Annotated in this window: 24 protein-coding genes; 16 read left to right on the plus strand and 8 right to left on the minus strand. The window is 64.9% G+C overall.

The features are described 5' to 3' along the window. Positions 1–87 precede the first annotated feature (87 nt). The 6 genes from ABIB24_RS00855 to ABIB24_RS00880 form a co-directional block, all read right to left on the minus strand. Complete coding sequence (locus ABIB24_RS00855) at positions 88–753, minus strand: response regulator transcription factor (RefSeq protein ID WP_013972165.1); 666 nt, start codon at positions 751–753, stop codon at positions 88–90. A 57-nt stretch (positions 754–810) separates the two neighbouring features. Continuing rightward, complete coding sequence (locus tag ABIB24_RS00860; RefSeq protein ID WP_274078474.1) at positions 811–1371, minus strand: PQQ-dependent catabolism-associated CXXCW motif protein; 561 nt, start codon at positions 1369–1371, stop codon at positions 811–813. A gap of 292 nt (positions 1372–1663) precedes the next feature. Next, on the minus strand, positions 1664–2455 hold the full coding sequence (locus tag ABIB24_RS00865) for a lanthanide ABC transporter permease protein PedC (RefSeq protein WP_013972167.1): 792 nt from the start codon (positions 2453–2455) through the stop codon (positions 1664–1666). Then, positions 2452–3192, minus strand: a complete 741-nt coding sequence (locus ABIB24_RS00870; RefSeq protein WP_274078473.1) for a lanthanide ABC transporter ATP-binding protein PedB/LutE — start codon at positions 3190–3192, stop codon at positions 2452–2454. The genes ABIB24_RS00865 and ABIB24_RS00870 overlap by 4 nt, the downstream gene beginning before the upstream one ends. After that, a complete protein-coding gene (locus ABIB24_RS00875) occupies positions 3189–4178 on the minus strand; it encodes a YVTN family beta-propeller repeat protein (RefSeq protein WP_025339563.1) in 990 nt (329 codons plus the stop codon). The genes ABIB24_RS00870 and ABIB24_RS00875 overlap by 4 nt, the downstream gene beginning before the upstream one ends. 30 nt (positions 4179–4208) lie before the next feature. Continuing rightward, a complete protein-coding gene (locus ABIB24_RS00880; protein ID WP_274078472.1) occupies positions 4209–5402 on the minus strand; it encodes a lanthanide ABC transporter ABC transporter substrate-binding protein PedA1 in 1194 nt (397 codons plus the stop codon). A gap of 151 nt (positions 5403–5553) precedes the next feature. Between ABIB24_RS00880 and ABIB24_RS00885 the strand changes: the two genes are divergently transcribed. Further along, positions 5554–6828 carry a HAMP domain-containing sensor histidine kinase gene (locus ABIB24_RS00885; RefSeq protein WP_274078471.1) on the plus strand — a complete coding sequence of 425 codons (1275 nt, stop codon included), beginning with the start codon at positions 5554–5556 and terminating at the stop codon, positions 6826–6828. Next, positions 6828–7466, plus strand: a complete 639-nt coding sequence (locus ABIB24_RS00890) for a response regulator (RefSeq protein WP_063913558.1) — start codon at positions 6828–6830, stop codon at positions 7464–7466. Before ABIB24_RS00885 ends, ABIB24_RS00890 begins: the two co-directional genes overlap by 1 nt. Positions 7467–7646: 180 nt before the next feature. Here ABIB24_RS00890 and ABIB24_RS00895 read toward each other — a convergent pair whose 3' ends face one another. Both ABIB24_RS00895 and exaA read right to left on the minus strand, forming a co-directional pair. Continuing rightward, entirely contained in the window at positions 7647–8306 is a 660-nt protein-coding gene (locus ABIB24_RS00895; protein ID WP_274078470.1) for a pentapeptide repeat-containing protein, read from the minus strand. 189 nt (positions 8307–8495) lie between these two features. After that, complete coding sequence (exaA, locus tag ABIB24_RS00900) at positions 8496–10391, minus strand: quinoprotein ethanol dehydrogenase (RefSeq protein ID WP_274078469.1); 1896 nt, start codon at positions 10389–10391, stop codon at positions 8496–8498. Positions 10392–10645: 254 nt separating this feature from the next. On the opposite strand from exaA, the gene pedF reads away from it, so the two are divergent. From pedF to ABIB24_RS00970, 14 genes are all read left to right on the plus strand, one after another. After that, positions 10646–11107 carry a cytochrome c-550 PedF gene (pedF, locus tag ABIB24_RS00905; protein ID WP_013972175.1) on the plus strand — a complete coding sequence of 154 codons (462 nt, stop codon included), beginning with the start codon at positions 10646–10648 and terminating at the stop codon, positions 11105–11107. A 5-nt stretch (positions 11108–11112) separates the two neighbouring features. Next, a complete protein-coding gene (locus tag ABIB24_RS00910; protein WP_137164254.1) occupies positions 11113–11988 on the plus strand; it encodes a substrate-binding periplasmic protein in 876 nt (291 codons plus the stop codon). A gap of 178 nt (positions 11989–12166) precedes the next feature. Further along, a complete protein-coding gene (locus ABIB24_RS00915) occupies positions 12167–12934 on the plus strand; it encodes a quinoprotein dehydrogenase-associated SoxYZ-like carrier (protein ID WP_137164253.1) in 768 nt (255 codons plus the stop codon). A 40-nt stretch (positions 12935–12974) separates the two neighbouring features. After that, positions 12975–13907, plus strand: coding sequence for a quinoprotein relay system zinc metallohydrolase 1 (locus ABIB24_RS00920; RefSeq protein ID WP_137164252.1), 933 nt, complete (start codon positions 12975–12977; stop codon positions 13905–13907). Between the two features lie 268 nt (positions 13908–14175). Beyond that, positions 14176–15960 (plus strand): PQQ-dependent alcohol dehydrogenase PedH, encoded by a 1785-nt coding sequence (gene pedH, locus ABIB24_RS00925; RefSeq protein WP_025339553.1) that lies wholly within the window; start codon positions 14176–14178, stop codon positions 15958–15960. A 164-nt stretch (positions 15961–16124) separates the two neighbouring features. Next, positions 16125–17645, plus strand: a complete 1521-nt coding sequence (exaC, locus tag ABIB24_RS00930) for an acetaldehyde dehydrogenase ExaC (protein WP_025339552.1) — start codon at positions 16125–16127, stop codon at positions 17643–17645. A gap of 287 nt (positions 17646–17932) precedes the next feature. Beyond that, positions 17933–18004 carry a pyrroloquinoline quinone precursor peptide PqqA gene (pqqA, locus tag ABIB24_RS00935; protein WP_003253598.1) on the plus strand — a complete coding sequence of 24 codons (72 nt, stop codon included), beginning with the start codon at positions 17933–17935 and terminating at the stop codon, positions 18002–18004. Between the two features lie 52 nt (positions 18005–18056). Further along, positions 18057–18329: a pyrroloquinoline quinone biosynthesis peptide chaperone PqqD gene (pqqD, locus tag ABIB24_RS00940; protein ID WP_025339551.1), complete on the plus strand. Its 273-nt coding sequence runs from the start codon at positions 18057–18059 to the stop codon at positions 18327–18329. An 89-nt stretch (positions 18330–18418) separates the two neighbouring features. Further along, complete coding sequence (gene ercA / locus ABIB24_RS00945; protein WP_025339550.1) at positions 18419–19582, plus strand: alcohol dehydrogenase-like regulatory protein ErcA; 1164 nt, start codon at positions 18419–18421, stop codon at positions 19580–19582. After that, entirely contained in the window at positions 19566–21293 is a 1728-nt protein-coding gene (locus tag ABIB24_RS00950) for a PAS domain-containing hybrid sensor histidine kinase/response regulator (protein ID WP_354315981.1), read from the plus strand. Before ercA ends, ABIB24_RS00950 begins: the two co-directional genes overlap by 17 nt. Positions 21294–21656: 363 nt before the next feature. Beyond that, positions 21657–22277, plus strand: coding sequence for an isochorismate family cysteine hydrolase YcaC (gene ycaC, locus ABIB24_RS00955; protein ID WP_046613875.1), 621 nt, complete (start codon positions 21657–21659; stop codon positions 22275–22277). Between the two features lie 272 nt (positions 22278–22549). Then, positions 22550–24703, plus strand: a complete 2154-nt coding sequence (locus ABIB24_RS00960; protein WP_137164250.1) for an FUSC family protein — start codon at positions 22550–22552, stop codon at positions 24701–24703. Continuing rightward, on the plus strand, positions 24693–24899 hold the full coding sequence (locus ABIB24_RS00965; RefSeq protein WP_025339545.1) for a DUF1656 domain-containing protein: 207 nt from the start codon (positions 24693–24695) through the stop codon (positions 24897–24899). Before ABIB24_RS00960 ends, ABIB24_RS00965 begins: the two co-directional genes overlap by 11 nt. Before the next feature lie 11 nt (positions 24900–24910). Then, complete coding sequence (locus ABIB24_RS00970) at positions 24911–25849, plus strand: HlyD family secretion protein (RefSeq protein WP_085588350.1); 939 nt, start codon at positions 24911–24913, stop codon at positions 25847–25849. Positions 25850–25870: the final 21 nt, after the last annotated feature.

The following is a 25870-nucleotide window of genomic DNA, read 5'->3' on the forward strand; positions in this document are numbered from 1 at the left end:
AAGATTATTGCCTTGCCGGCCTCTTCGCAGCACAAGGCTGCTCCTACAGGGCAATGAGGTAGCCTGGGCAATGGAGCAGGGACCAGGTCAACGCCGCAGGTAATCACCAAAATCGATATCACCGGCACTGAGGATGGCCTGCACCCGGTTGTGCACGTTGAGTTTGCGCAGGATCGCCGAAACATGGGCCTTGACCGTGGTCTCGGCGATATCCAGGGTGTAGGCGATCTGCTTGTTCGACTCGCCCTTGGTCATGCGCTCGAGCACCAGCAGCTGCTTGCGGGTCAGGGCCTGGAGCATCTCCGGCGGGAAGCTCGGGGCATCGTTCAGGCGCCGGCTGGTGCTGCTTTTCTGGGCACGGATGATGTCGGGCGGCAGGTAGACGTTGCCATTGAGGATCTGCTCGATCGCCTCGATCATCTGTGAGCGGGGCGAGGACTTGGTGATGAAACCCACCGCACCATAAGTGATGGCCTGCAGCACGATCTGCTTTTCCTGCTCGGCCGAGACGATCACCACCGGCGTGGTCGGTGCCTCGTTGCGCAGGGTGATCAGGCCATTGAGGCCATGCATGCCGGGCATGTTCAGGTCGAGCAGGATAAGGTCGAGGTCGTCGTGCTCGTGGGTCAGCGCCAGGGCGCTGTCCAGGTCGGCAGTTTCCATGACTTCGCTGCCCTGGAAGCCATCGCTGATAACGTTGTGGATGGCTTCGCGAAACAGGGGGTGATCGTCGGCAATCAGAATTTTGTACATGGCCTTTTCACCTCGTTTTTATTGGATGGAGCGGGCACGCGTTCGCAGGCGATGAATTCAGGGGAAGGGTTCTGGCTGCGCCGGCTGCAGCGGCAGGTTGGCCTGCTGCCAGGCGTCCAGGCCGTCGCGGTACCAATACAGATTCTTATAGCCCAGGGCTTTCGCGCGTTTTACCGCGTTCCAGCTTAACCAGCAATCGGAGCGGCAGTAAAAGACCAGCGGTTGCTCCGTGCGCCCCGCGGTGGCTTGTTGCAGGTTGCGCACGAAGTAATCGTGCCACGCCGGGCTCAGCTCACCGTCGCCGGTGTTGGCCAGCCAGCGGCTGCCGGGGATGTTGGCGTGGGGTTCATCTTCGATGAAGCGGCCTTGCAACCATTGGCGGCGGTAGACGTCGATCAGTACCGGCCTTGGGGTGTGCCGTAGCAGGGCTTGCAAGGTGGCGGTGTCGATGACCTGGCCGCCCTCGACCTGTTGTGGGGTCGGGCTGCGGTAGAGGGTGGTGCGATAGCCGTCGGCGGAGAATAGCGGCGTGGTGTCGGCCTGGGCGATGCCCAGCGTCAGGCTCAGGGAAAGCGCCGCCAGCAATGGGCGTGGCAGCCGGGGCAGGGCACGTGGCATGGGGTTTGTCCTTTTTGTTATAGGCCCATTACATGCCAGTGGCGGTGCATTGTGAATGCGACGATCAGACAGCAAAGGCAGTACCAAAGTAGTAGAAAGCCGGGCGCCTCTGGCCTGATCCTGCCCAATATCTGAATGCATGCGCGATCCCTGTGGGAGCGGGTTTACCCGCGAACACCGGCGAAGCCGGTGCCATGCACCGCGTCGTCTTCTTCGCGGGTAAACCCGCTCCCACACGGACCGCGTTCCTTCAACGGGTTCGGCGAAGGGTCCGGAGGGAGACAGCTGCCAATCAGCGCGGCTTGCGCAGCGCCGCATGCTGGGGGTTGAAGGTAAGGATCGCCAGCAGGGTGAACAGCACGGTCAGACCCAGGCATACCGCCAGCGCCAGCGGGTTGAAGCGCTCATACAAGGCAAAGCGCACCAGCTCCACGGCATGGGTGAACGGGTTCACTGCACACAGCCAGTACAGCCACTGGCTGGCCTCGCGCATCTTCCACAACGGGTACAGCGCCGAGGAAAGGAAGAACAGCGGGAATATCACGAAGTTCATCACCCCGGCAAAGTTCTCCAGCTGGCGAATCGCATTCGACAGCAACAGCCCCAGGGCGCTGAGCATCAGCGCCACCAGCAATAACGCCGGCAGCGCCAGCAACAAGCCCGCAGCCGGTGGCTGCACGCCATACAACCAGGCAATGGCAAGAAAGGCGTACACCTGCAGCAGGGAGATCAACGAGGTTGCCAGCAGCTTGCTGCCGAGCAGGAAGGGCCGCGGCAACGGGCTGGTCAGCAACACGCGCATGCTGCCCATCTCCCGGTCATAGACCATCGACAGCGAGCCCTGCATGCCGTTGAACAGCAGGATCATGCAGGCAAGGCCCGGGATGATGTACACCTCGTAGGGGATGTAGGTGTCGTAGGGCTCGATGATCGCAATGCCCAGGGCCGCGCGAAAGCCGGCGGCGAACACCAGCAGCCACAGCAGCGGGCGCACCAGGGCGCTGAGAAAACGGGTGCGTTGCAGGACGAAACGCAGGCATTCGCGCAGGAGAATGCCGTTGAAGCACTGCCAGTAAGCGTTCATCGGGCATTGGCTCCTGTGGGGGCGCTGGTCAGGCAGGCAAAGGCATGGTCGAGGTCACCGCCGTGCTCCAGGCTCAGGGCGTCGGCCGTGCCGCTGGCCACCAGGCGCCCTTGATGCAGGATCAGCAGGTCATCGCTGGGCTGCACTTCGTCCAGCAAATGGGTGGTCCACAGCACACTGAGGCACTGCTCGCGGCACAGCAGCCGCAGGTGCTGGTTGAGCGCCAGGCGGCTGGCCGGGTCAAGGCCGACGCTGGCCTCGTCGAGCAACAGCAAGCGCGGTTCATGCAGCAGCGCGCGGGCAATTTCCACCCGGCGCCGGTGGCCGATGTTCAGCGCCCGGACCGGCTCACGCCGCCGTTCATCGAGGCCCTGGCGGGCCAGTTCGGCATCGACCCGAATATTGCCCTGGCGCCGCGACAGGCCATGCAGCGAGGCGTGGTAACGCAGGTTCTGCTCCACGCTCAGGTCAAGGTCCAGGGTGCTTTGCTGGAACACCACGCCCAGCTGGCGCAAGGCCGGGCGTGTGGCGTTGCGCAGCGAGCAGCCGCACACGCGGATGTCGCCATGCTGCAGGTCGTACAACCGGGTGAGCAGGGCGATCAAGGTCGACTTGCCGGCGCCGTTGGGGCCCAGCAAGGCGGCGAAACGCCCGGGCGCCAGGCTGAAGCCAACCTGCCTGAGCGCCTCGCGCTGGCCGTAGGCAAAGCTCACGTCACTGACTTCGAGGGTATTCATGGCGTCACCACCACGCCCCAGGGGTAGCGGCCGACCTTCACCGACTTGAGCACCTTGAGGTTTTTTGCATCGATCACCGAAACGTCGCCGCTGACCCCGTTGGTGGCCAGCAACTGGCTCTGGTCCGGGGTGAACGCCAGTTGCCAGACCCGCCGACCCACCAGCAGGTAGTCGAGTACTTCGTAGGTCTTGGCATCGACCACCGCCACATGGTTGGCCGGGCCCAGGGCGACGAACGCGTACTTGCCATCGGCGCTGAGCTTGATGCCTACCGGCTGGACCTTGTCCGGGTGCACGCCCTTGATCTGGAAGTTGAGGGTTTTCAGCACCTGGCGGCTGGCCACGTCGAGGATGGTCACCGTGCCGCCGATTTCTGCCGAGGCCCACAGCCGCGAGCCGTCCTGGCTGAACTCGACGAAGCGCGGTCGCTGGTCCACCGGGGTGCTGTCCGCCAGGGTCTGGGTGCTGGTGTCGATCCAGTGCAGCATGTTGGTGGTTTCGCTGGTGTTGACCGCCCACTTGCCATCCGGGCTCACCGCCATGCCTTCGGGCTCGATGCCGACGTCGATCTGCCCGAGCACCTTGTCGGTCTGGGTGTCGATCACTGTCACCAGCGCGTCGTCCTCGTTGGACACGTACAACCAGCGGTCGTTGGGGTGCAGGGCGAACTGCTCGGGGTCCTTGCCGGAGGGCAGCTCCTTGATGATCTTGCGGGTGGCCACGTCCATCACCTGCACCCGGTCCGAATCGCTGGCGCAGATGTACAGCAGCGTGTTGTCGTGGGACAGCAGCAGGCCGCGCGGGCGCTGGCCCACCGGCAGGGTCTCGGTGACTTGCAGGGTGTGCATGTCGATCAGGCTGAGGCTGTTGTCCTTCTCGTTCGACACCCAGGCGGTGGCGGCCACGGCATGCCCGCCGGCAAGCGCCAGGGCGCCCGACAGCAGGCTGGGGTAAAGCAGTGCCCGGTGAAACGGGGAGCGACGCATGGCGAAATCCTTTTTGTTGTGGTTATCGGGTCAGGGGTAGCCGCAGGTCACTTCGGGCTTGTCGTAGCCCAGGCTGTCCATTTCGTTGAACGGGTGCAGGAAGCCCTCCTGCGGCGAGGTGCTGACCAGGGCCCGCGGCTGCACCAGCGGGATTGGCTGGCGCAGCTCGCCGTTCCACGGGCGGTAGCTGAGCTTGCGGCCCTTGAAACCGTCCAGCGGCAACTGCTCGCTGAGCAGCAGTTGCTGCAGGGCGCGGGGCTCGGCCTGGCGCAGTTTGCTCACTGCGCTGGCGACGCTGCGCACGGCCATCCAGGCGGCGAAGTCGCGGTCGTTCATCCAGCGCCCGGCCTGGGCTTCGAAGCGCTTTTGCAACTGCGCCGCGCCGAAGGTTTCCACGGTCTTGTGCCAGCCGGTGGGGGTCAGGCCCTGGGTGCCGGCCACCGGGCGCGGGTACCAGGTCTGGTAGGGCAGGTACTCGCCGAAGTCGCCGCGCTCGTCGGCCACCAGCACCACGTCGTACTCGGCGGTTTGGGTGAACAGCGGCATGTCGGCCTGGGCGCTGCGGCGCTGGTCGTTGTCGAATGTCCAGGCTTTCTCCGCGACCAGCTGCATGCCGAAGCGCTTCATGGACCGGCGCAGGGCCGCCGCATAGGCCCGGTCATCGTCGGTCTGGCCGACGACCAACAGCGCCCGTTGCCATTTGCGCATTACCAGGAACTGCGCCAGGGCATCGGCCAGCATGGCGCGGCTGGGCAGGCTGTGCAGCACATTGCCCAGGCACTGGCTGCTGCGCAGGCTGTCGTCCGGGCTGCCGGCGTTGAACAGCAGGCTGTCGGGCAGGGCGGCAGACAGCGCGCGCAGGCTGGCGGCGGGGGCATTTACCACGAACAGCCGCAGGCCTTGGTCATGCTGGGCCTTGGCGGCTTGCAGCAGGGCTTCGGGGCTGTCGACGCTGGCATTGGCCAGGTGGAATTCCTGCTTGAGAAAACGCCCGCTGCTGTTGCTGTCGACAATCGCCAGTTCGGCGCCCTGCAGCCCGGCATCTGTGGGCTCGGGCAGGATGTTGGACAGCAGCGGGCCGGGATCGGGGCGATAGCCGAGGTAGCCGATGCGCACCTGCAACGGTTCCCCGCCCGGGGCTTGCGCAGCGGGCGCCGGGCTCGCAGAAAGCGTCACGGCCAGGGCCAGCAGGCAGGTCAGGGCAAGGTGGGCAGGCTGGCGCATAAGGCAACTCCACGGCAGATGGCGCCAGCATAGGAAGCCCGCCGGGAGGGGGAAATATGCAGAAAGTAGCGCTCGGCCGGTACCAAGGTAGTAATTCACCACACGGGCCCGGGTTTTACGATGAGCCGCAGCCACTGGAGGAGAATTGCCCATGCGCCTTGTCAACCTGTCGGCCCTGTGGCGAATCAACCTCTGGGTCACCTGTTGCTTCGCGTTGGTGACGCTGGCCTGTGCCGGGGTGCTGTTGCGCCAGGCGGTGGCTGATGTGGAGCGGGAGTTGCAGTCGGCGCAAGCCGTGGTGGCATACCTCGGCGACACCGCCGAGCGCGCCCCGCAGAGCCTGCAACCACGGCTGACGCAAAGCCTGCGCCATGTGCGGGTGCACTGGCTGGCGGCGGATGAACCTGCGCGGCTGCCGCAAGAAACCGGCCTGGATGCCTGGCTGGGCCGCCAACTGCTTGGCCAGCGCCATGACAGCAGTCGGCTGCTGGAGCTGGGTGACGGCCGCCGGGTAATGATTGCCGTGGATGCGCGGGATGAAATCGACGAAGTCCGTGACTCCCTGCAGCAGCTGTTGGTCCTGTGCGGCCTGGCGTTGTTGCTGAGCTTGTTGACCATTCGCTGGGCGGTGCGGCGGGGCATGGGCCTGCTGGACGAGCTGCTGCAGGCCTTGCGCCAGGTCTCGGGTGGGCAATTGACCACACGCCTGCGCGAGGCCGGCCTGCCGGAGGCGCGCCAGCTGGCCGAGCATTTCAACCGCATGACCGCATCTCTGCAGCAGGCCCGGGCCGACAATACCCAACTCACCCAGGCCCTGCTGGCGGTGCAGGAGCAGGAGCGCACCCAGCTGGCGCAGACGCTGCACGACGACCTCGGGCAATACCTGGCGGGTATTCGGGCCCAGCTCTGCCTGCTGCGCATGGTCGCCGACCAGCCCGCCGTGGTGGCGCGGACAACACGCACCCTGGAGCTCGATTGCGAGCGCCTGCAGCAAGGTTTCCGCGCCCTGGTACACGACCTGTACCCGCTGGCGCTGCAGCACATGCCGCTGGCCGAAGCCTTTGGCCTGCTGGTGAGCCAATGGCAGGCCAGCCAGGGTATCGATTGCCGCCTGCGGGTCGGCGAGCAGCTGCCGGCGCTGCCCGGGCCGAGCAGGACGCATCTGTATCGCTTGCTGCAGGAGGCATTGACCAACGTCGCCCGGCACGCCGGCGCCAGCCAGGTGCGGGTACGCCTGCAACGCAGCGCCAAGGGCTTGCGCCTGCTGGTTCGCGACAACGGTTGCGGTGCCAGCCAGCCCCAGCGCCCCGGGGTAGGCCTGCACTCGATGGCCGAGCGCGCCCGCAGCCTGGGCGGTGAACTGCGCATCCTCAGCCGCCCTGGGGCCGGCTGGGCGCTGGACCTGAATATTCCCATGGAGGTGTGATGAATATCGTGTTGGTCGATGACCACGCCGTGGTCCGCCAGGGCTATGCCAGCCTGTTGCGGGCAGTGCTGCCGACAATACAGGTGCGTGAGGCTGCCAGTGGCGAAGAGGCGCTGGCCCGGGTTCAGGAGCAGGTGCCCAACTTGGTGATCATGGACTTCGGCCTGCCAGGCATCAGCGGCCTGGAAACCACCCGGCGTCTGCGCCAGCGCCTGCCGCAATTGCGGGTGCTGTTCTTCAGCATGCATGACGAACTGCCGTTGGTGCGCCAGGCGCTGGATGCCGGTGCCTCGGGCTACCTGACCAAGAACTCGGCGCCCGAAGTGCTGATCGAGGCGGTGCAGCGGGTGTTGGCCGGGCATGCCTATATCGAACAGCCCCTGGCCACCCAGCTGGCCTGCACCTCACAGCAGAATGCCAGCGACCCGCGCTTGCAGCGCATGACCCAGCGTGAGCTGGAGATTTTCGTGATGCTGGCCAAGGGCACACCGGTGCGAGGGATTGCCGAGCAGCTGTGCATCAGCGCCAAGACCGTGTCCAACCACCTGACCTTGCTCAAGAGCAAGTTGCAGGTCAGTTCCCATGCCGAGCTGGTGCATCTGGGGATTGATCTGGGGGTGGTGCGGGTGGCGGGGTGAGGTGTTCTGCTATCTGGACTCTGCGCAGAGCCTTGTAGGAGCGGCCTTGTGTCGCGATGGGCCGCAAAGCGGCCCCCAGGGGCTTCAGCGTCAACGCAGCAATCGTCGGGGCTGCTTTGCAGCCCATCGCGACACAAGGCCGCTCCTACAGGGGGGCTGCGCAAGGCGGGAATATCGGGCTCAATTGTCCCAGGTCTCGGGGCACCCCTTGCACCCCTCCATGTTGGCCTCTTGAAAATTCCCGTAGTGCTGCCGCGCCCCGCGCAAGTCGGCGCGGGCCAGGTTGCTCTGGCCAAACTTGGCCTCCTGCAGGTTGGCATCGCCGAGGTCGGCCTCTTGCAGGTCAGCCTTGCTCAGCCAGGCCATTTCCAGGTCCGCCGCGCGCAGGTTGGCCTGCTGCATCTTTGCCCCTGACAACCTGGCGAACTGCAGGTAGGCCGCGCTGAGGTCGGCCTTGGCAAATTGCGCACCCTGGGCAAACAGGCCCCAGCCCTGAATGGCCACGAGCCGGCCATGGCTCAGGTCGGCCAGGCGCAGGTTGCTCTGCTGCAGGCTGGCGCGGGTCAGGTTGGCGCCTTGCAGTCTGGCCTTTTCCAGGTTGGCCAGGTCCAGCCGGGCATGGCGCAGGTCGGCATTGCGCAGGTCGGCGCCGGCCAGGTTCATCTTGCGCAGGTTCTGGTTGGCCAGGTTGGCGCCCCGCAGGTCGGCCCCCGGGCACTGGCTGGCTTCGGCAATCACGCAGCCGTTGATGGTCAGGGGGGTATCGTTGCCAGCGTCGTCGGCATTCTCGGCCATGGCAGGGGCCAGCACGATCAGCAAGGCAAGTGGCAGGTAGTTCATGGCGAAAGGCTCTCAATGTGAAGTCGGGTATGCACCCTGGGGCCGCTTTGCGGCCCATCGCCTGTAGGAGCAGCCTTGTGCTGCGAAGAGGCCAGCAAGGCAACAGATCTGCTTCGGCTGTAATGGCCTCTTCGCAGCACAAGGCTGCTCCTACAAGCAATAGGCTGCACTGCAGGTCAACTCATGCAGTCAACGCTGTGCAGTCTTGTTGTCCCAGCTGGGGATCTTGAACACCCAGAACGAACCGCCCTGGGCCACCGGCTTGGTCAGTTCGGCCATGTCGCCGCCCCATAGCGGCACCGCGCCGCCGTAGCCCACGGTCACGCCGATGTACTGCTCGCCGTCCTGTTCCCAGGTGATTGGCGGCGAGACGATGCCGCTGCCGGTCTGGAACTTCCACAGCTCCTTGCCCGTCTTGGCGTCGAAGGCCTTGAAGAAGCCGTCGCCGGTGCCGGTGAACACCAGGTTGCCCTTGGTCGCCAGCACGCCGGCCCACAGCGGCAACTGCTCCTTGTGCTCCCACACCAGCTTGCCGGTGCTCGGGTCCATGGCGCGCAGGGTGCCGACGTGGTCGTCATACATGCGCTTGATGCGAAAGCCCATGCCCAGGTAGGCCGAGCCCTTCTTGTAGTTCACTTCCTCGGTCCAGTACTCCTCCTTCCACTGGTTGCCGGGGATGTAGAACAGGCCGGTGTCCTGGCTGTAGGCCATGGGGTTCCAGTTCTTGCCGCCAAGGAAGGGTGGCGAAACCTCCACCGGCTTGCCCTTGGTTTCTCCCGGCAGCGGTTTGGCCGGGCGCTGCCCGGGGTTTTCCACCGGGCGCCCGGTCTTGAGGTCGATGTGGCTGGCCCAGGTGATGTTGTCGACGAAGGGGAAGGCGTTCTGCAGTTTGCCGTTGCTGCGGTCCACCACGTAGAAGAAACCGTTGCGGTCGGCGTGGCCGGTGGCCTTGACCAGCTTGCCGTCCTTGCCCTTGTAGTCGAACAGCACCAGCTCGTTGTTGCCGGAGAAATCCCAGGCATCGTTGGGCGTGTGCTGGTAGAACCACTTCACCTCACCGGTGCTCGGGTCGACGCCGACCTGCCCTGAGGTATACAGGCTGTCGTAGTCATGCGGGTTGCCGCCTTTCGAGGTGCGCGCCCAGGTGTTCCAGGGGCCGGGGTTGCCAGCGCCGACAATGATGGTGTTGGTCTCGGGGTCGAAGCTGGCGCTTTGCCAAGGCGCGCCGCCGCCGTGGCTCCAGGCTTCGACCTTGCCGGTTTCGGTGGTGGGGTCGTCCGGCCAGGACGGTGCCTTGACGTCACCGGTCGGCGTGCTGTCCTTGCCGTTCAGGCGGCCCATGTGGCCCTCGACGAAGGGCCGCATCCACACCTCTTCGCCGGTGTCCGGGTCGCGGGCGAACAGTTGGCCGACCACGCCGAATTCATCGCCGGAGCTGCCGTGGATCAGCAGTACCTTGCCGCTGGTCTTGTCCTTGATCAGCACCGGGGCGCCGGTCATGGTGTAGCCGGCGGCATGGTCGCCGAACTTCTTGTTCCACACCACTTTGCCGGTGCGCTTGTCGAGGGCGATGACCCGCGCGTCGAGGGTGCCGAAGTAGATCTTGTCGCCGTAGATCGCCGCGCCGCGGTTGACCACATCGCAGCAGGGGCGAATGTTGTCCGGCAGGCGGTGGTTGTAGGTCCACAGGCGCTTGCCGGTTTTCGCATCGAGGGCGAACACCCGCGAATAGGAGCCGGTGACGTAGACCACACCGTCACTGACGATGGCCTGGGATTCCTGGCCGCGTTGTTTCTCGTCGCCGAAGGAATAGGACCAGGCCGGGGTCAACTTGAACACGTTCTTGTCATTGACCTGGGCCAATGGGCTCCAGCGCTGGGCGTTGGTACCCATGCCGTACTGCAGCACATCCTGGGTGGTCAGGTGGTCGTTGGCGATGTCTTCCCACGTCACGTTCTTGCTGGCAGGTGCCGCAGGGGTGGTGGCTGCCGTGGCCACGCTGCCCAGGGCCAGGCTACCGGCCAGCAGCAAGGCCCGCACGCTCAGGGCCAGAGGGGAAAGGGCGGGTAGCGTTCTTGTTGTCATGGTTGCAGTTCCCAGTGGAGGTTTTGGCCTGCACAGGGTGGGACGGGGCGGGCATCGCCGGATACGGAAAATGTCCCGCCCTTGCCGGGAATAGTTCCCGCAGGGCACCTCATTTGGCCCTTCGCCACAAGCCCTACTACCAAGGGAGTAAGGCGCGGCCACCAAAGCAGCATTCGGCCGCCTGCGGGCTGTTTCTAAGATGGCGACACGGCCTCTGTGGTTGAGGCCTTGCGTGCAATCGTGAGGGCATAAAAATGACAACAAAACGCAACGTCTTGCTGGCTGCCGGGCTGCTTGCCAGTGCAGTGCTGACCGGCACTGCCTGGGCACATGGCAATGTGGTGCCCCAGGCCGTGGAAACCAAGGGCCTGACCCCGATCAAGGACGCTGGCGTAACCCTGGACGGCGATGGCTGGGCGGCGGTCAACCCGTACCGCAGCTCTCCCGAGCATGACAAGGCCGTGGAAATCGGTGCCTCGGCCTACAACCAGAACTGCGCCGCCTGCCATGGCCTGGAGGCCAAGTCCGGGGGCATCGCCCCGGATTTGCGCATGCTCGATGCCGGCGAGGCGGGGGATGAATGGTTCGTCGAGCGGGTACGCCACGGTGCGGTCCGCGACGGCCGGGTGTACATGCCGAAAATGGCCGACTACCTGAGCCAGGAGGCCCTGTGGGCGGTGCGCACCTACCTGGACAGCGTGCACGTCGAGGAGTGACGGCCATGCGTCTGTTGGCGGTGCTGTTGAGCGGCCTGCTGCTGTGTTGCGCGGCGGCGCACGCGCAGGTGCGCAGCTACGACGCGATCATCGCCGCTGGCGAACTGAAGGTGGCGGTGTACAAGGACTTTGCGCCCTACAGCTTCGAGGACCACGGGCAGCCGCGCGGTGTCGACGTGGAACTGGCGCAGGCCCTGGCCACGGCGTTGGGGGTGCGCTTGCAGCTGATCTGGGCGCCACCTGGGGAGAAGCTCGACGACGATCTGCGCGACTACATCTGGCGTGGCAGCCCGCTGCGCCACCAGCAGCTGGCCGACCTGATGATGCGGGTGCCGTACGACCATGCCTACGCGCAGCGGCGCAACGAGGTGGGCGAGCTGGAAAACGCCCAGGTGGTGATGTTCGGCCCCTATCAGGAGGAGCGCTGGCAGGTCGCCTACGATCACCGCCGCCTGCCCTCGGTGGCCAGTGTCGCGGTGTTCCAGCAACACCCGATCGGGGTCGAGGTGGACAGCGTGCCGTCGTTCTACCTGACTTCTGTGTTCAACGGCATGCTCAGTGCCAAGACCCATCATTACCCCAATGTGCAGCAAGCTTTCGGCGCCATGCAGGCCGGCCAGGTAGACGCGGTGATGGCGATGCGCGGCGAGGTTGACTGGCAACTGCACCAGGCCGCCGACCCGCAACTGGCCCTGGCGGAAAACGCCTACCCGAACCTTGGCAAGCAGGCCTGGGAGATCGGCATGGCGGTGCATGAAAGCAACCGGCAGCTGGCCTATGCGGTGGAGGAGGCACTTGAGGCGTTGATTCGTGATGGGCGGATGAAGGCGATTTATGCCAGTTACGGCCTGCGTTACCAGGTGCCGGAAATGTATCAGTAACAAGCTTCGCAGGCTTGTGAGTTTGTAAAAGCAACACATCCCCCTGTGGGAGCGGGTTCACCCGCGAAGAATGCGACGCGGTATATGGCACCGGCTTCGCCGGTGTTCGCGGGTGAACCCGCTCCCACAAGGACCGTGCACTGTCAGCCAGGTTTGCGTTGATCAAAAGGAGTGGGCGATGAACTGGCGAGCAACTTTGCTGCTGGCCTGCTGGATGCCCTGGGCCGCACAGGCCCAGGCCAGCGAGCCGAGTAACCACAAGGACCCGGTGCCGTCGGTGATGTGGGACTTCTACCACAAGCAGCTGCTGGGCCAGGCCGCGTTCGTGTTCGATGACCGGGTCAAGCTGCTGGCGCCGCCGTTTGCCGAGGACGCCCGCCAGGTGCCGCTGGAGATCGACGCCCGGGCGTTCAGCGGCGAGGTGGTGCGGATTCTCGCCTGGGCCGAACTCAACCCGCTGCCGCGCATTGTCGACTTCCAGCCTGGCGAGCGCGTGCTGCCCTGGTTGTCGATCCGCATCCGCGTCGAACAGGCCACACCGCTGCGTGCCGCGGTGCTGACCCGCGACGGCCTGTGGCATGTCGGCTCGACCCTGATCGATGCTGCCGGCGGCGGTTGTACCGCGCCCAGCGTGGTACGTACCCAGCCCGGCTGGGAGGAGCACCTCGGTGAAGTCCTGGGCGGGCGCTACCCGCGCGGCGACAGCAGCCGCTTGCGCCTGCAGGTGGCCCACCCGATGGACAACGGCCTGGTCAGCGGCATTCCCGAATTCTTCCTCAACCATGCCGAGCTGCAAGGCGCGGACGGCCAGCGCCTGGCCAGCCTGGAACTGTACCCGGCGGTCAGCGAAAACCCCAACCTGGGCTTCGACATCCAGGGCCCTGGGCCGACCCGGTTGGTGTTGCAGGACAACAGCGGCAACCAGTTCGAGGCGGCAGTGCCCTGAACGCCTTGCCCGACTCCATCCCTGACCAGAGGCGCCTGTCATGCGTTGCATTCTGCTGTTGCTGCTGTGCCTGGGCCTGCCGGCCTGGGCAGACCTGGACTATCGGCTCAAGCCCCGGCAGATCGCCGAGGGCACCTGGCTGTTGGAGGGCAGCACCGACAATTTCGCCAAGGACAACGGCGGCAATATCGTCAACACCGCGTTCATCGTTACCGACAGCGGGGTGGTGGTAATCGACAGCGGGCCGTCGAAACGCTACGGCGAAGCCTTGCGCCAGGCCATTGCCGCCACCACCGACAAGCCGGTGGTCGAAGTGCTGCTGACCCATCATCACCCCGACCATGTGCTGGGCAACCAGGCCTTTGCCGATGTGCCCATCGGCGCCCTGGCCGGTACCGGCGAGCTGTTGCGCCAGCAGGGCGAGGCCATGGCCGAAAACATGTACCGCCTGGTCGGCGACTGGATGCGCGGTACCGAGGTGGTGCTGCCGACCCGGGTGCTGGAGCCGGGTATTCACGAGGTGGGTGGCCACCGCCTGCGGCTGCTGGCGCTGGGCGGGCATACCGGTGCCGACCTGGCGATTCTGGATGAAAGCACCGGTGTGCTGTTCGCCGGCGACCTGGTGTTCTACGAGCGCGCATTGACCACGCCCAACAGCCCGGGGCTGGAGGTGTGGCTGAAGGACCTGGACACCTTGCAAGCGCTGCCCTGGAAGCAGCTGGTACCCGGTCACGGCCCGCTGGCCAGCGATGCCCGGCCGTTTGCGCAGATGCGTGATTACCTGAGCTGGCTGGATGGGCTGATGCGTGATGGCGCAGCGCATGGCGATGACATGGCCGAGATGATCCGCAGCCCGATACCCGAGCGGTTTGCCGGTATCAGCCTGACCCGATACGAGCTGATTCGCAGTGTCAGCCACCTGTACCCCCGCTACGAACGCCAACAGCTGCGGCGCGTCGACAGCAAGGGCTGACACGGTCCCTGTAGGAGCGGCCTTGTGTCGCGAAAGGGCTGCAAGGCAGCCCCCGGCAATTTCAGCCATGGGCACAAATCCTGGGGCCGCTTCGCGCCCCTTTCGCGACACAAGGCCGCTCCTACAGGGGACCGCGCAGGTTCACTGATACCAAGGAACTAGAAAACTCCGCACTGCGGGCAATTGTTGGCAAGCAGGTCGGGACCAAGAATTCCCGACACACCGGGAAGTTTTCCCGGATACAACAAAAAAACCAAAGGTAGCCGTCATGACCCGATCCACACGTCGTCCCGTGTTCGCCTTGAGCCTGGTGCTCAGCGCCATGCTGCTTGCCGGTGCAGCCCACGCCGCTGTCAGCAATGAAGAAATTCTCCAGGACCCGAAGAACCCGCAGCAGATCGTGACCAATGGCCTGGGCGTGCAGGGCCAGCGCTACAGCCCGCTGAACCTGCTCAATACCGACAACGTCAAGGACCTGCGGCCGGTCTGGGCGTTTTCTTTCGGTGGTGAGAAGCAGCGCGGCCAGCAGGCCCAGCCGCTGGTCAAGGACGGGGTGATGTACCTGACCGGCTCCTACTCGCGGGTGTTCGCCGTGGACGCCCGTACCGGCAAGAAGCTGTGGCAATACGATGCGCGCCTGCCCGATGACATCCGCCCGTGCTGCGACGTGATCAACCGCGGCGTGGCGCTGTACGGCAACCTGGTGTTCTTCGGCACCCTCGATGCCAAGCTGGTGGCGCTGAACAAGGACACTGGCAAGGTGGTATGGAGCAAGAAGGTGGCCGACCACAAGGAAGGCTACTCCATCAGCGCCGCGCCAATGATCGTCAACGGCAAGCTGATCACCGGCGTTGCCGGCGGCGAGTTTGGCGTGGTGGGCAAGATCCAGGCCTACAACCCGGAAAACGGCGAGCTGCTGTGGATGCGCCCGACCGTGGAGGGGCACATGGGCTACGTGTACAAGGACGGCAAGGCGATCGAGAATGGCATTTCCGGCGGCGAGGCGGGCAAGACCTGGCCCGGCGACCTGTGGAAGACCGGTGGTGCGGCGCCTTGGCTGGGCGGCTACTACGACCCGGAAACCAACCTGATCCTGTTCGGCACCGGCAACCCGGCACCGTGGAACTCGCACCTGCGCCCGGGCGACAACCTGTATTCCTCGTCGCGCCTGGCCCTGAACCCCGACGATGGCACCATCAAGTGGCACTTCCAGAGCACGCCGCACGACGGCTGGGACTTCGACGGCGTCAACGAGCTGATCTCGTTCAACTACAAGGACGGCGGCAAGGAGGTCAAGGCCGCCGCCACCGCTGACCGCAACGGCTTCTTCTACGTGCTGGACCGCACCAACGGCAAGTTCATCCGCGGCTTCCCCTTCGTCGACAAGATCACCTGGGCCACCGGCCTGGACAAGGACGGCCGGCCGATCTACAACGAGGCCAGCCGGCCGGGGGCGCCGGGTAGCGAGGCCAAGGGCAGCTCGGTGTTCGTGGCGCCGGCGTTCCTCGGTGCCAAGAACTGGATGCCGATGGCCTACAACAAGGACACCGGGCTGTTCTACGTGCCGTCCAACGAGTGGGGCATGGACATCTGGAACGAAGGCATCGCCTACAAGAAGGGCGCGGCGTTCCTTGGCGCCGGCTTCACCATCAAGCCGCTCAACGAAGACTACATCGGCGTGCTGCGCGCCATCGACCCGGTCAGCGGCAAGGAAGTATGGCGCCACAAGAACTTCGCGCCGCTGTGGGGCGGGGTGCTGACCACCAAGGGCAACCTGGTGTTCACCGGCACGCCGGAAGGCTTCCTGCAGGCGTTCAACGCCAAGACCGGCGACAAGGTCTGGGAGTTCCAGACCGGCTCCGGCGTGCTCGGCTCGCCAGTGACCTGGGAAATGGACGGCGAACAGTACGTTTCGGTGGTTTCCGGCTGGGGCGGCGCGGTGCCGCTGTGGGGCGGCGAAGTGGCCAAGCGGGTCAAGGACTTCAACCAGGGCGGCATGCTCTGGACCTTCAAGCTGCCCAAGCAACTGCAAACGGCAAGCGCCAGTCGCTAAGCCGATAACCCGCCGCTTGCTGCAGCCGACCCTGCGGCAAGCGGCCCTACTACCAAATGACGAGAGCCCCGCTGCCAACGATGCATTCGCCCGGCAGGCGGGGCTTTTTACCATCGGTCCATCGCCTGTCGCCGGACAGGCATCGACCCCCGCAGAGGCTCAGCATGATCTACGCACAACCCGGAACCCCAGGCGCCATCGTGTCCTTCAAGCCACGCTACGGCAACTTCATCAACGGTGAATTCGTGCCGCCGCTGGGCGGCCAGTACTTCACCAACAGCTCGCCGGTCAACGGCCAGCCGATTGCCGAGTTCCCGCGCTCCGGCGCCCAGGACATCGAGCAGGCCCTGGACGCCGCGCATGCCGCTGCCGAGGCCTGGGGCAAGACCTCGGTGCAGGACCGCGCCCTGGTGCTGCTGAAGATTGCCGACCGCATCGAACAGAACCTCGAAGTACTGGCCGTTACCGAAAGCTGGGACAACGGCAAGGCCGTGCGCGAAACCCTCAACGCCGACGTGCCGCTGGCGGCGGACCACTTCCGCTATTTCGCCGGCTGCATCCGTGCCCAGGAAGGCGGCGCCGCCGAGATCAACGAAGGCACCGTGGCCTACCATATCCACGAGCCGCTGGGCGTGGTCGGGCAAATCATCCCGTGGAACTTCCCGCTGCTGATGGCCGCCTGGAAGCTCGCCCCGGCCCTGGCCGCCGGCAACTGCGTGGTGCTCAAGCCGGCGGAGCAGACGCCACTGTCGATCACCATTTTCGCCGAGCTGATCGCCGACCTGCTGCCGGCAGGCGTGCTGAACATCGTCCAGGGCTTTGGCCGTGAAGCCGGCGAAGCCCTGGCCACCAGCAAGCGCATCGCCAAGATCGCCTTCACCGGTTCCACCCCGGTGGGCTCGCACATCATGAAGTGCGCGGCCGAGAACATCATCCCGTCCACCGTCGAACTGGGCGGCAAGTCGCCGAACATCTTCTTCGAAGACATCATGCAGGCCGAGCCCGCGTTCATCGAAAAGGCAGCCGAAGGCCTGGTGCTGGCGTTCTTCAACCAGGGCGAAGTGTGTACCTGCCCGTCGCGGGCGCTGATCCAGGAGTCGATCTACGAGCCGTTCATGGCCGAGGTGATGAAGAAGATCGCCAGGATTACCCGTGGCAACCCGCTGGACACCGCGACCATGGTCGGTGCCCAGGCCTCGGAGCAGCAATACGACAAGATCCTTTCCTACCTGCAGGTTGCCCGGGAGGAGGGCGCGCAGTTGCTCACCGGTGGCGCTGCCGAACGGCTCGACGGCGACCTGGCCAGCGGTTACTACATCCAGCCGACCTTGCTCAAGGGCAACAACAAGATGCGCGTGTTCCAGGAGGAGATCTTCGGCCCGGTGGTGGGCGTGACCACCTTCAAGGACGAAGCCGAAGCCCTGGCGATCGCCAACGACAGCGAGTTTGGCCTGGGTGCAGGGCTGTGGACCCGTGACATCAACCGTGCCTACCGCATGGGCCGTGGGATCAAGGCCGGGCGTGTGTGGACCAACTGCTACCACCTGTACCCGGCGCATGCCGCGTTCGGTGGCTACAAGAAGTCCGGGGTGGGCCGCGAGACGCACAAGATGATGCTCGATCACTACCAGCAGACCAAGAACCTGCTGGTGAGCTACGACATCAACCCGCTGGGCTTCTTCTAAACCAAGGATCAGCTTGACGCGATACCTGTAGGAGCGGCCTTGCGTCGCGAAAGGGCCGCATGGCGGCCCCAGCAATCTGTGCCGCATGGCTGAAAACCTGGGGCTGCCTTGCAGCCCTTTCGCGACGCAAGGCCGCTCCTACAGGTATCGCGCAAGCTTTTGAGTTTTTTTTGCTCCCCCTACCAACGCACCCCGCAAACCTGTCCCAAAGTAGCATTCGGCCCCGCCGCTCCTCGTGCATTAATGCCTCTACCGGAATCGCCCGGCACCAAGAAGAGGAATGCCCCATGTGGACTAAACCCGCCTTTACCGACCTGCGCATCGGCTTCGAAGTGACGATGTACTTCGCCAATCGTTGATGCCTGTCCGGCCATCACCGCGATGGCCGGGTCTTCATTGAGCAAGCCTGTTGTGAACCTGATCGATCGTGAACAAGCCCTGGCCTTGCGCAAGGGCTTTCGCCTGCGCTGGGAGCCGCGCCAGGCGTGTCATGTGCTGCTGTACCCCGAGGGCATCATCGAGCTCAATGCTAGTGCCGGCTGGGTGCTCGAGTTGCTGGACGGCCAGCGCAGCGTGGCGGCTGTCATCGACCGCCTGGCACAGCGCTTCCCCGGTGTGCCGGGGCTCGACGAGGACATCCTGGCGTTCCTGGAGGTGGCCCGTGCCAAGTACTGGATCGAATGAGCCGTGGTCACGCTTTGGTCTGGTTGCTTTCGCTACGGGATGCTTTACGCTGGCGGTTACCTTCCAGAACAATAAGAACAGGCTTCCCGATGAGCCAGAGTTTCAGCCCGCTTCGCAAGTTCGTTTCGCCCGAGATCATCTTTGGTGCCGGCTGCCGGCACAATGTCGCCAATTACGCCAAGACCTTCGGTGCGCGCAAGGTGCTGGTGGTCAGCGACCCCGGTGTGATTGCCGCCGGTTGGGTGGCAGACGTGGAGGCCAGCCTGCAGGCCCAGGGCATCGACTACTGCCTGTACAGCGCCGTATCACCCAACCCACGGGTCGAAGAGGTGATGCTCGGTGCCGAGATCTACCGGCAAAACCACTGTGATGTGATTGTCGCGGTCGGCGGCGGCAGCCCGATGGATTGCGGCAAGGCCATCGGCATCGTGGTCGCCCACGGGCGCAGCATCCTCGAATTCGAAGGCGTGGACATGATCCGCGTGCCCAGCCCGCCGCTGATCCTGATCCCGACCACGGCCGGCACTTCGGCGGACGTGTCGCAGTTCGTGATCATTTCCAACCAGCAGGAGCGCATGAAGTTCTCCATCGTCAGCAAGGCGGTGGTGCCGGACGTGTCGCTGATCGACCCGCAAACCACCCTGAGCATGGACCCGTTCCTGTCGGCCTGTACCGGTATCGATGCGCTGGTGCATGCCATCGAAGCCTTCGTTTCCACCGGCCACGGCCCGCTGACCGACCCCCATGCGCTGGAGGCCATGCGCCTGATCAACGGCAACCTGGTGGAAATGATCGCCAACCCCACCGATATCGCCCTGCGCGAGAAGATCATGCTGGGCAGCATGCAGGCGGGGCTGGCGTTTTCCAATGCGATCCTGGGTGCGGTCCACGCCATGTCGCACAGCCTGGGCGGGTTCCTCGACCTGCCGCATGGCCTGTGCAATGCGGTGCTGGTGGAGCACGTGGTGGCGTTCAACTACAGCTCGGCACCGGAGCGTTTCAAGGTGATTGCCGAAGTGCTGGGTATCGACTGCCGCGGCCTCAACCACCGGCAGATCTGCGCGCGCCTGGTGGAGCACCTGATCGCCCTGAAGCATGCTATCGGCTTCCACGAAACCCTGGGCCTGCATGGGGTGCGCACGGCCGATATCCCGTTCCTGTCGCAACATGCGATGGATGACCCGTGCATCCTCACCAACCCGCGTGCGTCGAGCCAGCGTGATGTCGAGGTGGTCTATGGCGAGGCCCTCTGACGAGCAGCAACGGGCGCTGGCCGGGCTGCTGGGGCTGGGCGACCACTCGGCGCGCAAGAGCCATTACCCGGAGCTGGCGGTGCGCCTGGACGAGCTGGAGGCCGAACGCAACCGCTACAAGTGGCTGTTCGAAAACGCCGTGCACGGGATTTTCCAGGCCAGCCTGCAAGACGGCATGCGTGCCGCCAACCCGGCGTTGGCACGCATGCTGGGTTACGACAACCCGCAAGCGTTGCTGTTTCCGCTGACGGACCTTGCCGACAACCTGTTTGTCGGCGGGGCCGAAGAGTTGCACGCCATCACCGCGACCCTCGCCCGTGAACGCAGCCTGCACGGCTATGAAACCCGCTTGCGGCGCAAGGATGGCAGCCACCTCGATGTGCTGATGAACCTGTTGCTCAAGCCAGGCCAGGAAGGGCTGGTGGAAGGGTTTGTCGCCGACATCACCGAACGCAAGCTGGCCCAGCAGCGCCTGCAGCAACTGAATGACGAGCTCGAGCAACGGGTGGCCGCCCGCACCGATGAACTGCTTGAGGCCAACCGCAACCTGCAACAGCAGATCGCCGAGCGCAAACAGATCGCCCGCGCCCTGCGCGATGCCCGCGACGCCGCGGAAACCGCCAACCGCAGCAAGGACAAGTACCTCGCTGCCGCCAGCCATGACCTGCTGCAACCGCTGAATGCCGCGCGGCTGCTGATCTCGACCTTGCGCGAAAGGCCACTGCCAGAAGCGGAAAAGGTGCTGGTGGAGCGTACCCACCAGGCCCTGGAGGGCGCCGAAGACCTGCTGACCGACCTGCTGGACATTTCCCGGCTCGACCAGGCGGCGGTCAAGCCGGACGTGGCGCTGTACCGCCTCGACGAATTGTTCGGGCCACTGGTCTCGGAGTTTCGCACGGTGGCCGATGCGGCAGGCCTGAAGCTGCGCGCGCGCATTGGCGACTACGCCATCAGTACCGACCTGCGGCTGATGACGCGTATCCTGCGCAACTTTCTCAGCAACGCTTGCCGTTATACCGACGAGGGCAGGATCCTGCTGGGGGCCAGGCGCCGCGGCGATCACCTGCGCCTGGAGGTGTGGGATACCGGGCGGGGCATCGCGGCGGATCGGCTGCAGGCCATTTTCCTCGAGTTCAACCAACTGGACGTTGGCCGCGCCGCTGACCGCAAGGGCGTGGGCCTGGGGCTCGCGATCGTCGAGCGGATCGCCAAGATTCTCGGCTACCGCATCGAGGTGCGCTCGTGGCCTGGGCGTGGCTCGATGTTCAGCATCGACGTGCCGATCGGCGAAGCCATGCCGCTGCCTATCCACCAGGCCGCGCCGCAGCCGGGCGCCGGCAACCCGTTGCCGGGCCGCCGCCTGCTGGTACTGGACAACGAAGTGAGCATCCTCGAGAGCATGGGCGCGCTGCTCGGGCAGTGGGGCTGCGAAGTGGTTACCGCGACCGACCAGGCCGGGGCCTTGCTGGCCTTGCAGGGGCGGGCACCGGAATTGATCCTGGCGGACTTTCACCTGGACCACGGTGTTGTCGGCTGCGAGGTGGTCAGGCACTTGCGTGAACATTTCGGCGTCGCCATTCCTGCGGTGATCATCACCGCCGACCGCAGTGATCAGTGCCGACGCTCCTTGAACAAGCTCGGTGCGCCGTTGCTGAACAAGCCCGTCAAACCGGGGAAGTTGCGTGCGGTGTTGAGCCAGTTGCTGGGCTGAAGCCTCAACTCACGGCCTTGCGCGACAGATAACTGAATTCGCAAGCGATCCTCGAACCCTGTGGGAGCGGCTTTAGCCGCGAAGAATCCAACGCGGTGCATGGCACCGGCTGCGCCGGTGTTCGCGGCTAAAGCCGCTCCCACAAGGGCCCTGCTAATTCAATGAGTCATGTGCAGTTCTATGAGAGCAGCCTTGTGCTGCTCCTACAGGGGGGCGCGCAGTGCCAGGTGGCTGTTCCCGAAATGGGACTCTGTGTTGCGGATGCCAGCCTGTCACGGCTCTGCCTGGCTGGTTATCTTACCGGGGCGCCATTGTTTGGGCGAAGTCATACCAAACGCATCCAACCCGAGTAAGGAAAACATCATGGCCTTTCAATACAAGCGACTGGACAAGAACAACGCCGCCGTACTGCTGGTGGATCACCAGACGGGTTTGCTCTCTTTGGTAAGGGATATCGAACCCGACCGTTTCAAGAACAATGTGCTGGCCCTGTCGGACCTGGCCAAGTACTTCAAGTTGCCGACCATCCTCACCACCAGCTTCGAGAACGGCCCAAATGGCCCGCTGGTGCCCGAACTCAAGGAGCAGTTCCCTGACGCGCCGTACATCGCGCGCCCGGGCAACATCAATGCCTGGGACAACGAAGACTTCGTCAAGGCGGTCAAGGCCACCGGCAAGAAGCAGCTGATCATCGCCGGTGTGGTGACCGAGGTTTGCGTGGCCTTCCCGGCACTGTCGGCCCTGGAAGAAGGCTTCGATGTGTTCGTGGTCACTGATGCCTCCGGTACCTTCAACGAACTGACCCGTGATTCGGCCTGGCGCCGGATGGAAGCCGCCGGCGCGCAGCTGATGACCTGGTTCGGCGTGGCCTGCGAGCTGCACCGCGACTGGCGCAACGACATCGAAGGCCTGGGCACGCTGTTCTCCAACCACATCCCGGACTACCGCAACCTGATGACCAGCTTCAGCAAGCTGTCGAAGTAATCCGGCCGGGGAGCCATGCGCGTGCATGGCTCCCCGATCGCTTGTGTCACACGTCAGTTTTGTGCCGCCGGTGCCTGCGCCTCGAGCAGGGCGGTACCCAACCTGTCGTCAGTTAATCTGCTTATATATCTTACGGTTGCTCGACTCGCGCACTTGAACGGTAATGTGAGTGTGCTCGCGGATGCGCAGAGACGCCTCCAGCTCATGAATCAACCCGGCCCGGAATGCCATGCGCCCATGCGCGGCTCCCTGGCCGTGTCCCGAGGTGCCGGATGGCTCCACTGATTTCCTATTTCAAGATGGCCTTGAACCCTGGCCGTGGGGTGCTGTTCTTCGCGCTGCGTACCATCGTTGCAGGCCTGTTGTGCCTCTACCTGGCGTTCATCTTCGACCTGGAACAACCGAAGTGGGCGCTGATGACCGTGATCATCATCAGCCTGCCGTTGGCCGGCATGACCCTCAAGCGCAGTTTCGCCCAGGTACTGGGCACCGCAGCGGGGGCGGCCATGGCGGTGGTGATCATGGCCTTGTTCCCCCAGGCGCCAATGCCTTTCATCGTCTGCCTGGCCCTGTGGCTGGCGTTCTGCACGGCGGGCGGCACGCTGCTGCGCTATACCGACTCGCATGCCTTCGTCCTCAGCGGGTTTACCGCCGTGGTGGTCGCGATGCTAGCCGTGCCGGAACCGGACGGCATCCTCCTGCTGGCCATCACCCGGTTGACCGAAACCCTGCTGGCGGTGGCCTGCGTGGCCGTGGTCAGTTTGTTGAGCGCGCGCCCACAGGCAGTGGCGCAGGGCTACTTCAGCAAGGTCGATAGCCTGGTCAAGCTGATCGCCCGGCACGCCGCCGAGGTGGTGCGCAGCGAAGAGGACGAAGCCGCGCTGCACCAGCGGCAGGCGCAATTGATCAGCGAGATCAGTGCGCTGGAAGGCCTGCGCCGCCATCTCTATTTCGATGCGCCGCACCTGCGCAACGCCGATGGGCTGGTGCAGCTGCTGGCCAACCAACTGGTGCTGCTGGTGTCGCGCCTGCTGGTATTGCGCCAACAGCGCGAGTTGATCAAGCAGCACTGGCAAGGGCCGTTGCCAGAAGAAATCCAGCTGTTGCGCCAGGACGAGCTGGACAATCTGGAGGCACTGGCACGTGACGGCGTGAAGTTGTCGGCGCAGCGCCGCGAAGCGATCCACCACCTGTACCAGCGCTTCGACGCCGCCGCTGACCGGGTCGAGTTTCTCGACGAGCCCTTGCCCCCGCGCATGCGCTCGCTGGCCTGGGCCCTGCGCTGGGAGCAGGCGCGCCTGCTGCAGCAGCTGAATGAACTGATCGAGCTCAACGAGGCGATCCAGCAGGGCAGGGGCGCCAGTTGCCCCCATGCCCAAGGGCAGGCCAGCGCGCTGCATCTGGACTTCCGCCTGGCCGGCATGAACGCCGTGCGGGCGTTCCTGGCGCTGTTTCTCGCCGGTTGGTTGTGGATCGAAACGGCCTGGGACGGCGCGCGTTCCGGGGTGATTCTGATCGGTGTCATGTGCTCGCTGATGGCGACGCTGCCGCGGCCGTTGCTGGCCAGCCAGAACTACAACCGTGGCCTGCTGGTCGCGCTGCTGTTGTCCGCCGTCTACCAGTTTGCCCTGCTGCCGATGTTCACCGATTTCGAAATGCTTGCCGTGTGCCTGGTGCCGTTGCTGTACCTGGCGGCCGTCGGCCTGGCCAGCCCCATGACCGCGGGCATCGGCATGGGCATCGGGTTGATCAGCCTGTTGATGATCGGGCCGCAGAATGTCGGCGCCTACCACAACAGTGCCATGCAGTGGTTCGAGTTTGCCGGTGGCTATGCGGCGGCTGGCGGGCTGGCGATGGTGGTGTTCGCCCTGGTGTTCCCGTTCAACCCGCAAAAGCGCATGGCCCGGCTGTTCCGCCAGACCCGCGAGGATGTGCATGAGTACGTGACGGCACCTGCCAGCGTGGCGCGTCAGTTCGATTTCGAGAGCCGTATGCTGGACCGCCTGTCGGCGATGATCGGCCTGTTGCCCGCCGCCACTGATGCGCGCTCCCGGGAGTTGTTCGATTGCAGCCTGGTGTGCCCGGCGTTGGCCATTGCGCTGGGCCAGGCGCATGCCCAGTGCGTCAACCTCACGGTGTTGCCTGAAGGCACGAGGGCGCGTTTGCGCCTAGGGTTGCAGGAGATGGCGGATCTGATCGGTGCACGCCGGCGGGTGGATGTGGACGGGCTGTTGCGCGAGCTGGCCGAGCTTGCCGAAACCCTGGATGCGCTGCACCAGGCACACGCCGAGGCGGGCCGCGAGACGCTGCGGCAGTTGTTCATCCTGCGGGTCGCGCTATCGGTTGTCGGCCAGTTGTTGCAGCGCTATCGACCGGTGCTGGCAGCGCAGACGTTGCCTGAGGAGGAGGGCGCCTATGCCCGTTGATTTCGAGTTTGGCGGGGTCTACCTGCCGCCGATTGCCCAGGCGTTGTTGCTGGGGTTGCCGTTGTTTCTGGTGCTGGACGCCCTGTTGCGGCGCAGTGGCGTGCTGGCGCGTGTGTGGCACCCGGCGCTGTTGCAGGGCGCCTTGTATGCCGCGATCTGCGCGGCGCTGGTGTTGTCGATGGGAGCGAGTGCCTGAATATGCCTGTGTTGAAACCTGTTCTTGCCAAAGCCGTGACCCTGGCGGTGCTGGCGCTTGCGGTGGTGCTGGGCTGGTTTGCCTGGGACTACTACACCCGTGCGCCCTGGACCCGTGATGCCCGTGTGCGGGCCGATGTGGTGACCCTGTCGGCCGAGGTGGCAGGGCGCATCATCGAGCTGCCAGTGCAGGACAACCAGTTCGTCAGGCAGGGCGACCTGCTGCTGCAGATCGACCCGGCGCGCTACGAGCTGGCCGTGCTGCATGCTGTGCGAGCCGTCGAAGTCGCGCGTGCGGCGCTGGGCCAGTCGCAGGCCGCCATCGTCGCCAACGAGGCGCAGCTCAAGCAGCGGCGCAGCGAAGAGCAACGCCGACGCAAGCTGCAATCGATGTCGGCAATCTCTGCCGAAGAGTGGGAAAAGGCCGGCACCGACGTGGCCGTGGCCCAGGCCGACCTGCTGCGCGAACAGTCCAACCTCGGCCTGGCACAGGCCAACGTGCAACTCGCCGAGGCCACGCTGCAGCAGGCCCGGCTCGACCTCGAACGCACCCGGGTCAGCGCCCCGGTCAGCGGTTACGTGACCAACCTGCTGACCCGCCAGGGCGACTATGCCCAGCCGGGCATGCCGCTGCTGGCGCTGGTCGACAGTTCGTCGTTCCACGTCAGTGGCTATTTCGAGGAAACCAAGTTGCCGAAAATCAAGGTGGGCAGCCGTGCGCGCATCGCCCTGATGAGTGGCGAGGTGCTGGATGGCACGGTAGAGAGCATCGCCTATGCCATCACCGACCGCGAGAACCAGCCGGGCAACCGCCTGCTGGCCAACGTCAACCCAAGCTACACCTGGGTCAAGCTTGCCCAGCGGATCCCGGTACGGCTGCGCCTGGAGCGCAGTGCCGATGCGCCACCCTTGCGTGCGGGGACCACTGCCACCGTGACCATTCTCGAATAGCTGGGGGTGGGCGATGAGCAT

Source organism: Pseudomonas sp. UYEF17 (assembly GCF_040546125.1).
GTDB classification, from domain to species: domain Bacteria; phylum Pseudomonadota; class Gammaproteobacteria; order Pseudomonadales; family Pseudomonadaceae; genus Aquipseudomonas; species Aquipseudomonas putida_Z.

Coding starts and splice junctions, on each gene's coding strand:
- ABIB24_RS00855 (WP_013972165.1), bottom strand. CDS start 753: ATGTACAAAATTCTGATTGCCGACGATCACCCCCTGTTTCGCGAAGCC.
- ABIB24_RS00860 (WP_274078474.1), bottom strand. CDS start 1,371: ATGCCACGTGCCCTGCCCCGGCTGCCACGCCCATTGCTGGCGGCGCTT.
- ABIB24_RS00865 (WP_013972167.1), bottom strand. CDS start 2,455: ATGAACGCTTACTGGCAGTGCTTCAACGGCATTCTCCTGCGCGAATGC.
- ABIB24_RS00870 (WP_274078473.1), bottom strand. CDS start 3,192: ATGAATACCCTCGAAGTCAGTGACGTGAGCTTTGCCTACGGCCAGCGC.
- ABIB24_RS00875 (WP_025339563.1), bottom strand. CDS start 4,178: ATGCGTCGCTCCCCGTTTCACCGGGCACTGCTTTACCCCAGCCTGCTG.
- ABIB24_RS00880 (WP_274078472.1), bottom strand. CDS start 5,402: ATGCGCCAGCCTGCCCACCTTGCCCTGACCTGCCTGCTGGCCCTGGCC.
- ABIB24_RS00885 (WP_274078471.1), top strand. CDS start 5,554: ATGCGCCTTGTCAACCTGTCGGCCCTGTGGCGAATCAACCTCTGGGTC.
- ABIB24_RS00890 (WP_063913558.1), top strand. CDS start 6,828: ATGAATATCGTGTTGGTCGATGACCACGCCGTGGTCCGCCAGGGCTAT.
- ABIB24_RS00895 (WP_274078470.1), bottom strand. CDS start 8,306: ATGAACTACCTGCCACTTGCCTTGCTGATCGTGCTGGCCCCTGCCATG.
- exaA (WP_274078469.1), bottom strand. CDS start 10,391: ATGACAACAAGAACGCTACCCGCCCTTTCCCCTCTGGCCCTGAGCGTG.
- pedF (WP_013972175.1), top strand. CDS start 10,646: ATGACAACAAAACGCAACGTCTTGCTGGCTGCCGGGCTGCTTGCCAGT.
- ABIB24_RS00910 (WP_137164254.1), top strand. CDS start 11,113: ATGCGTCTGTTGGCGGTGCTGTTGAGCGGCCTGCTGCTGTGTTGCGCG.
- ABIB24_RS00915 (WP_137164253.1), top strand. CDS start 12,167: ATGAACTGGCGAGCAACTTTGCTGCTGGCCTGCTGGATGCCCTGGGCC.
- ABIB24_RS00920 (WP_137164252.1), top strand. CDS start 12,975: ATGCGTTGCATTCTGCTGTTGCTGCTGTGCCTGGGCCTGCCGGCCTGG.
- pedH (WP_025339553.1), top strand. CDS start 14,176: ATGACCCGATCCACACGTCGTCCCGTGTTCGCCTTGAGCCTGGTGCTC.
- exaC (WP_025339552.1), top strand. CDS start 16,125: ATGATCTACGCACAACCCGGAACCCCAGGCGCCATCGTGTCCTTCAAG.
- ercA (WP_025339550.1), top strand. CDS start 18,419: ATGAGCCAGAGTTTCAGCCCGCTTCGCAAGTTCGTTTCGCCCGAGATC.
- ABIB24_RS00950 (WP_354315981.1), top strand. CDS start 19,566: ATGGCGAGGCCCTCTGACGAGCAGCAACGGGCGCTGGCCGGGCTGCTG.
- ycaC (WP_046613875.1), top strand. CDS start 21,657: ATGGCCTTTCAATACAAGCGACTGGACAAGAACAACGCCGCCGTACTG.
- ABIB24_RS00960 (WP_137164250.1), top strand. CDS start 22,550: ATGGCTCCACTGATTTCCTATTTCAAGATGGCCTTGAACCCTGGCCGT.
- ABIB24_RS00965 (WP_025339545.1), top strand. CDS start 24,693: ATGCCCGTTGATTTCGAGTTTGGCGGGGTCTACCTGCCGCCGATTGCC.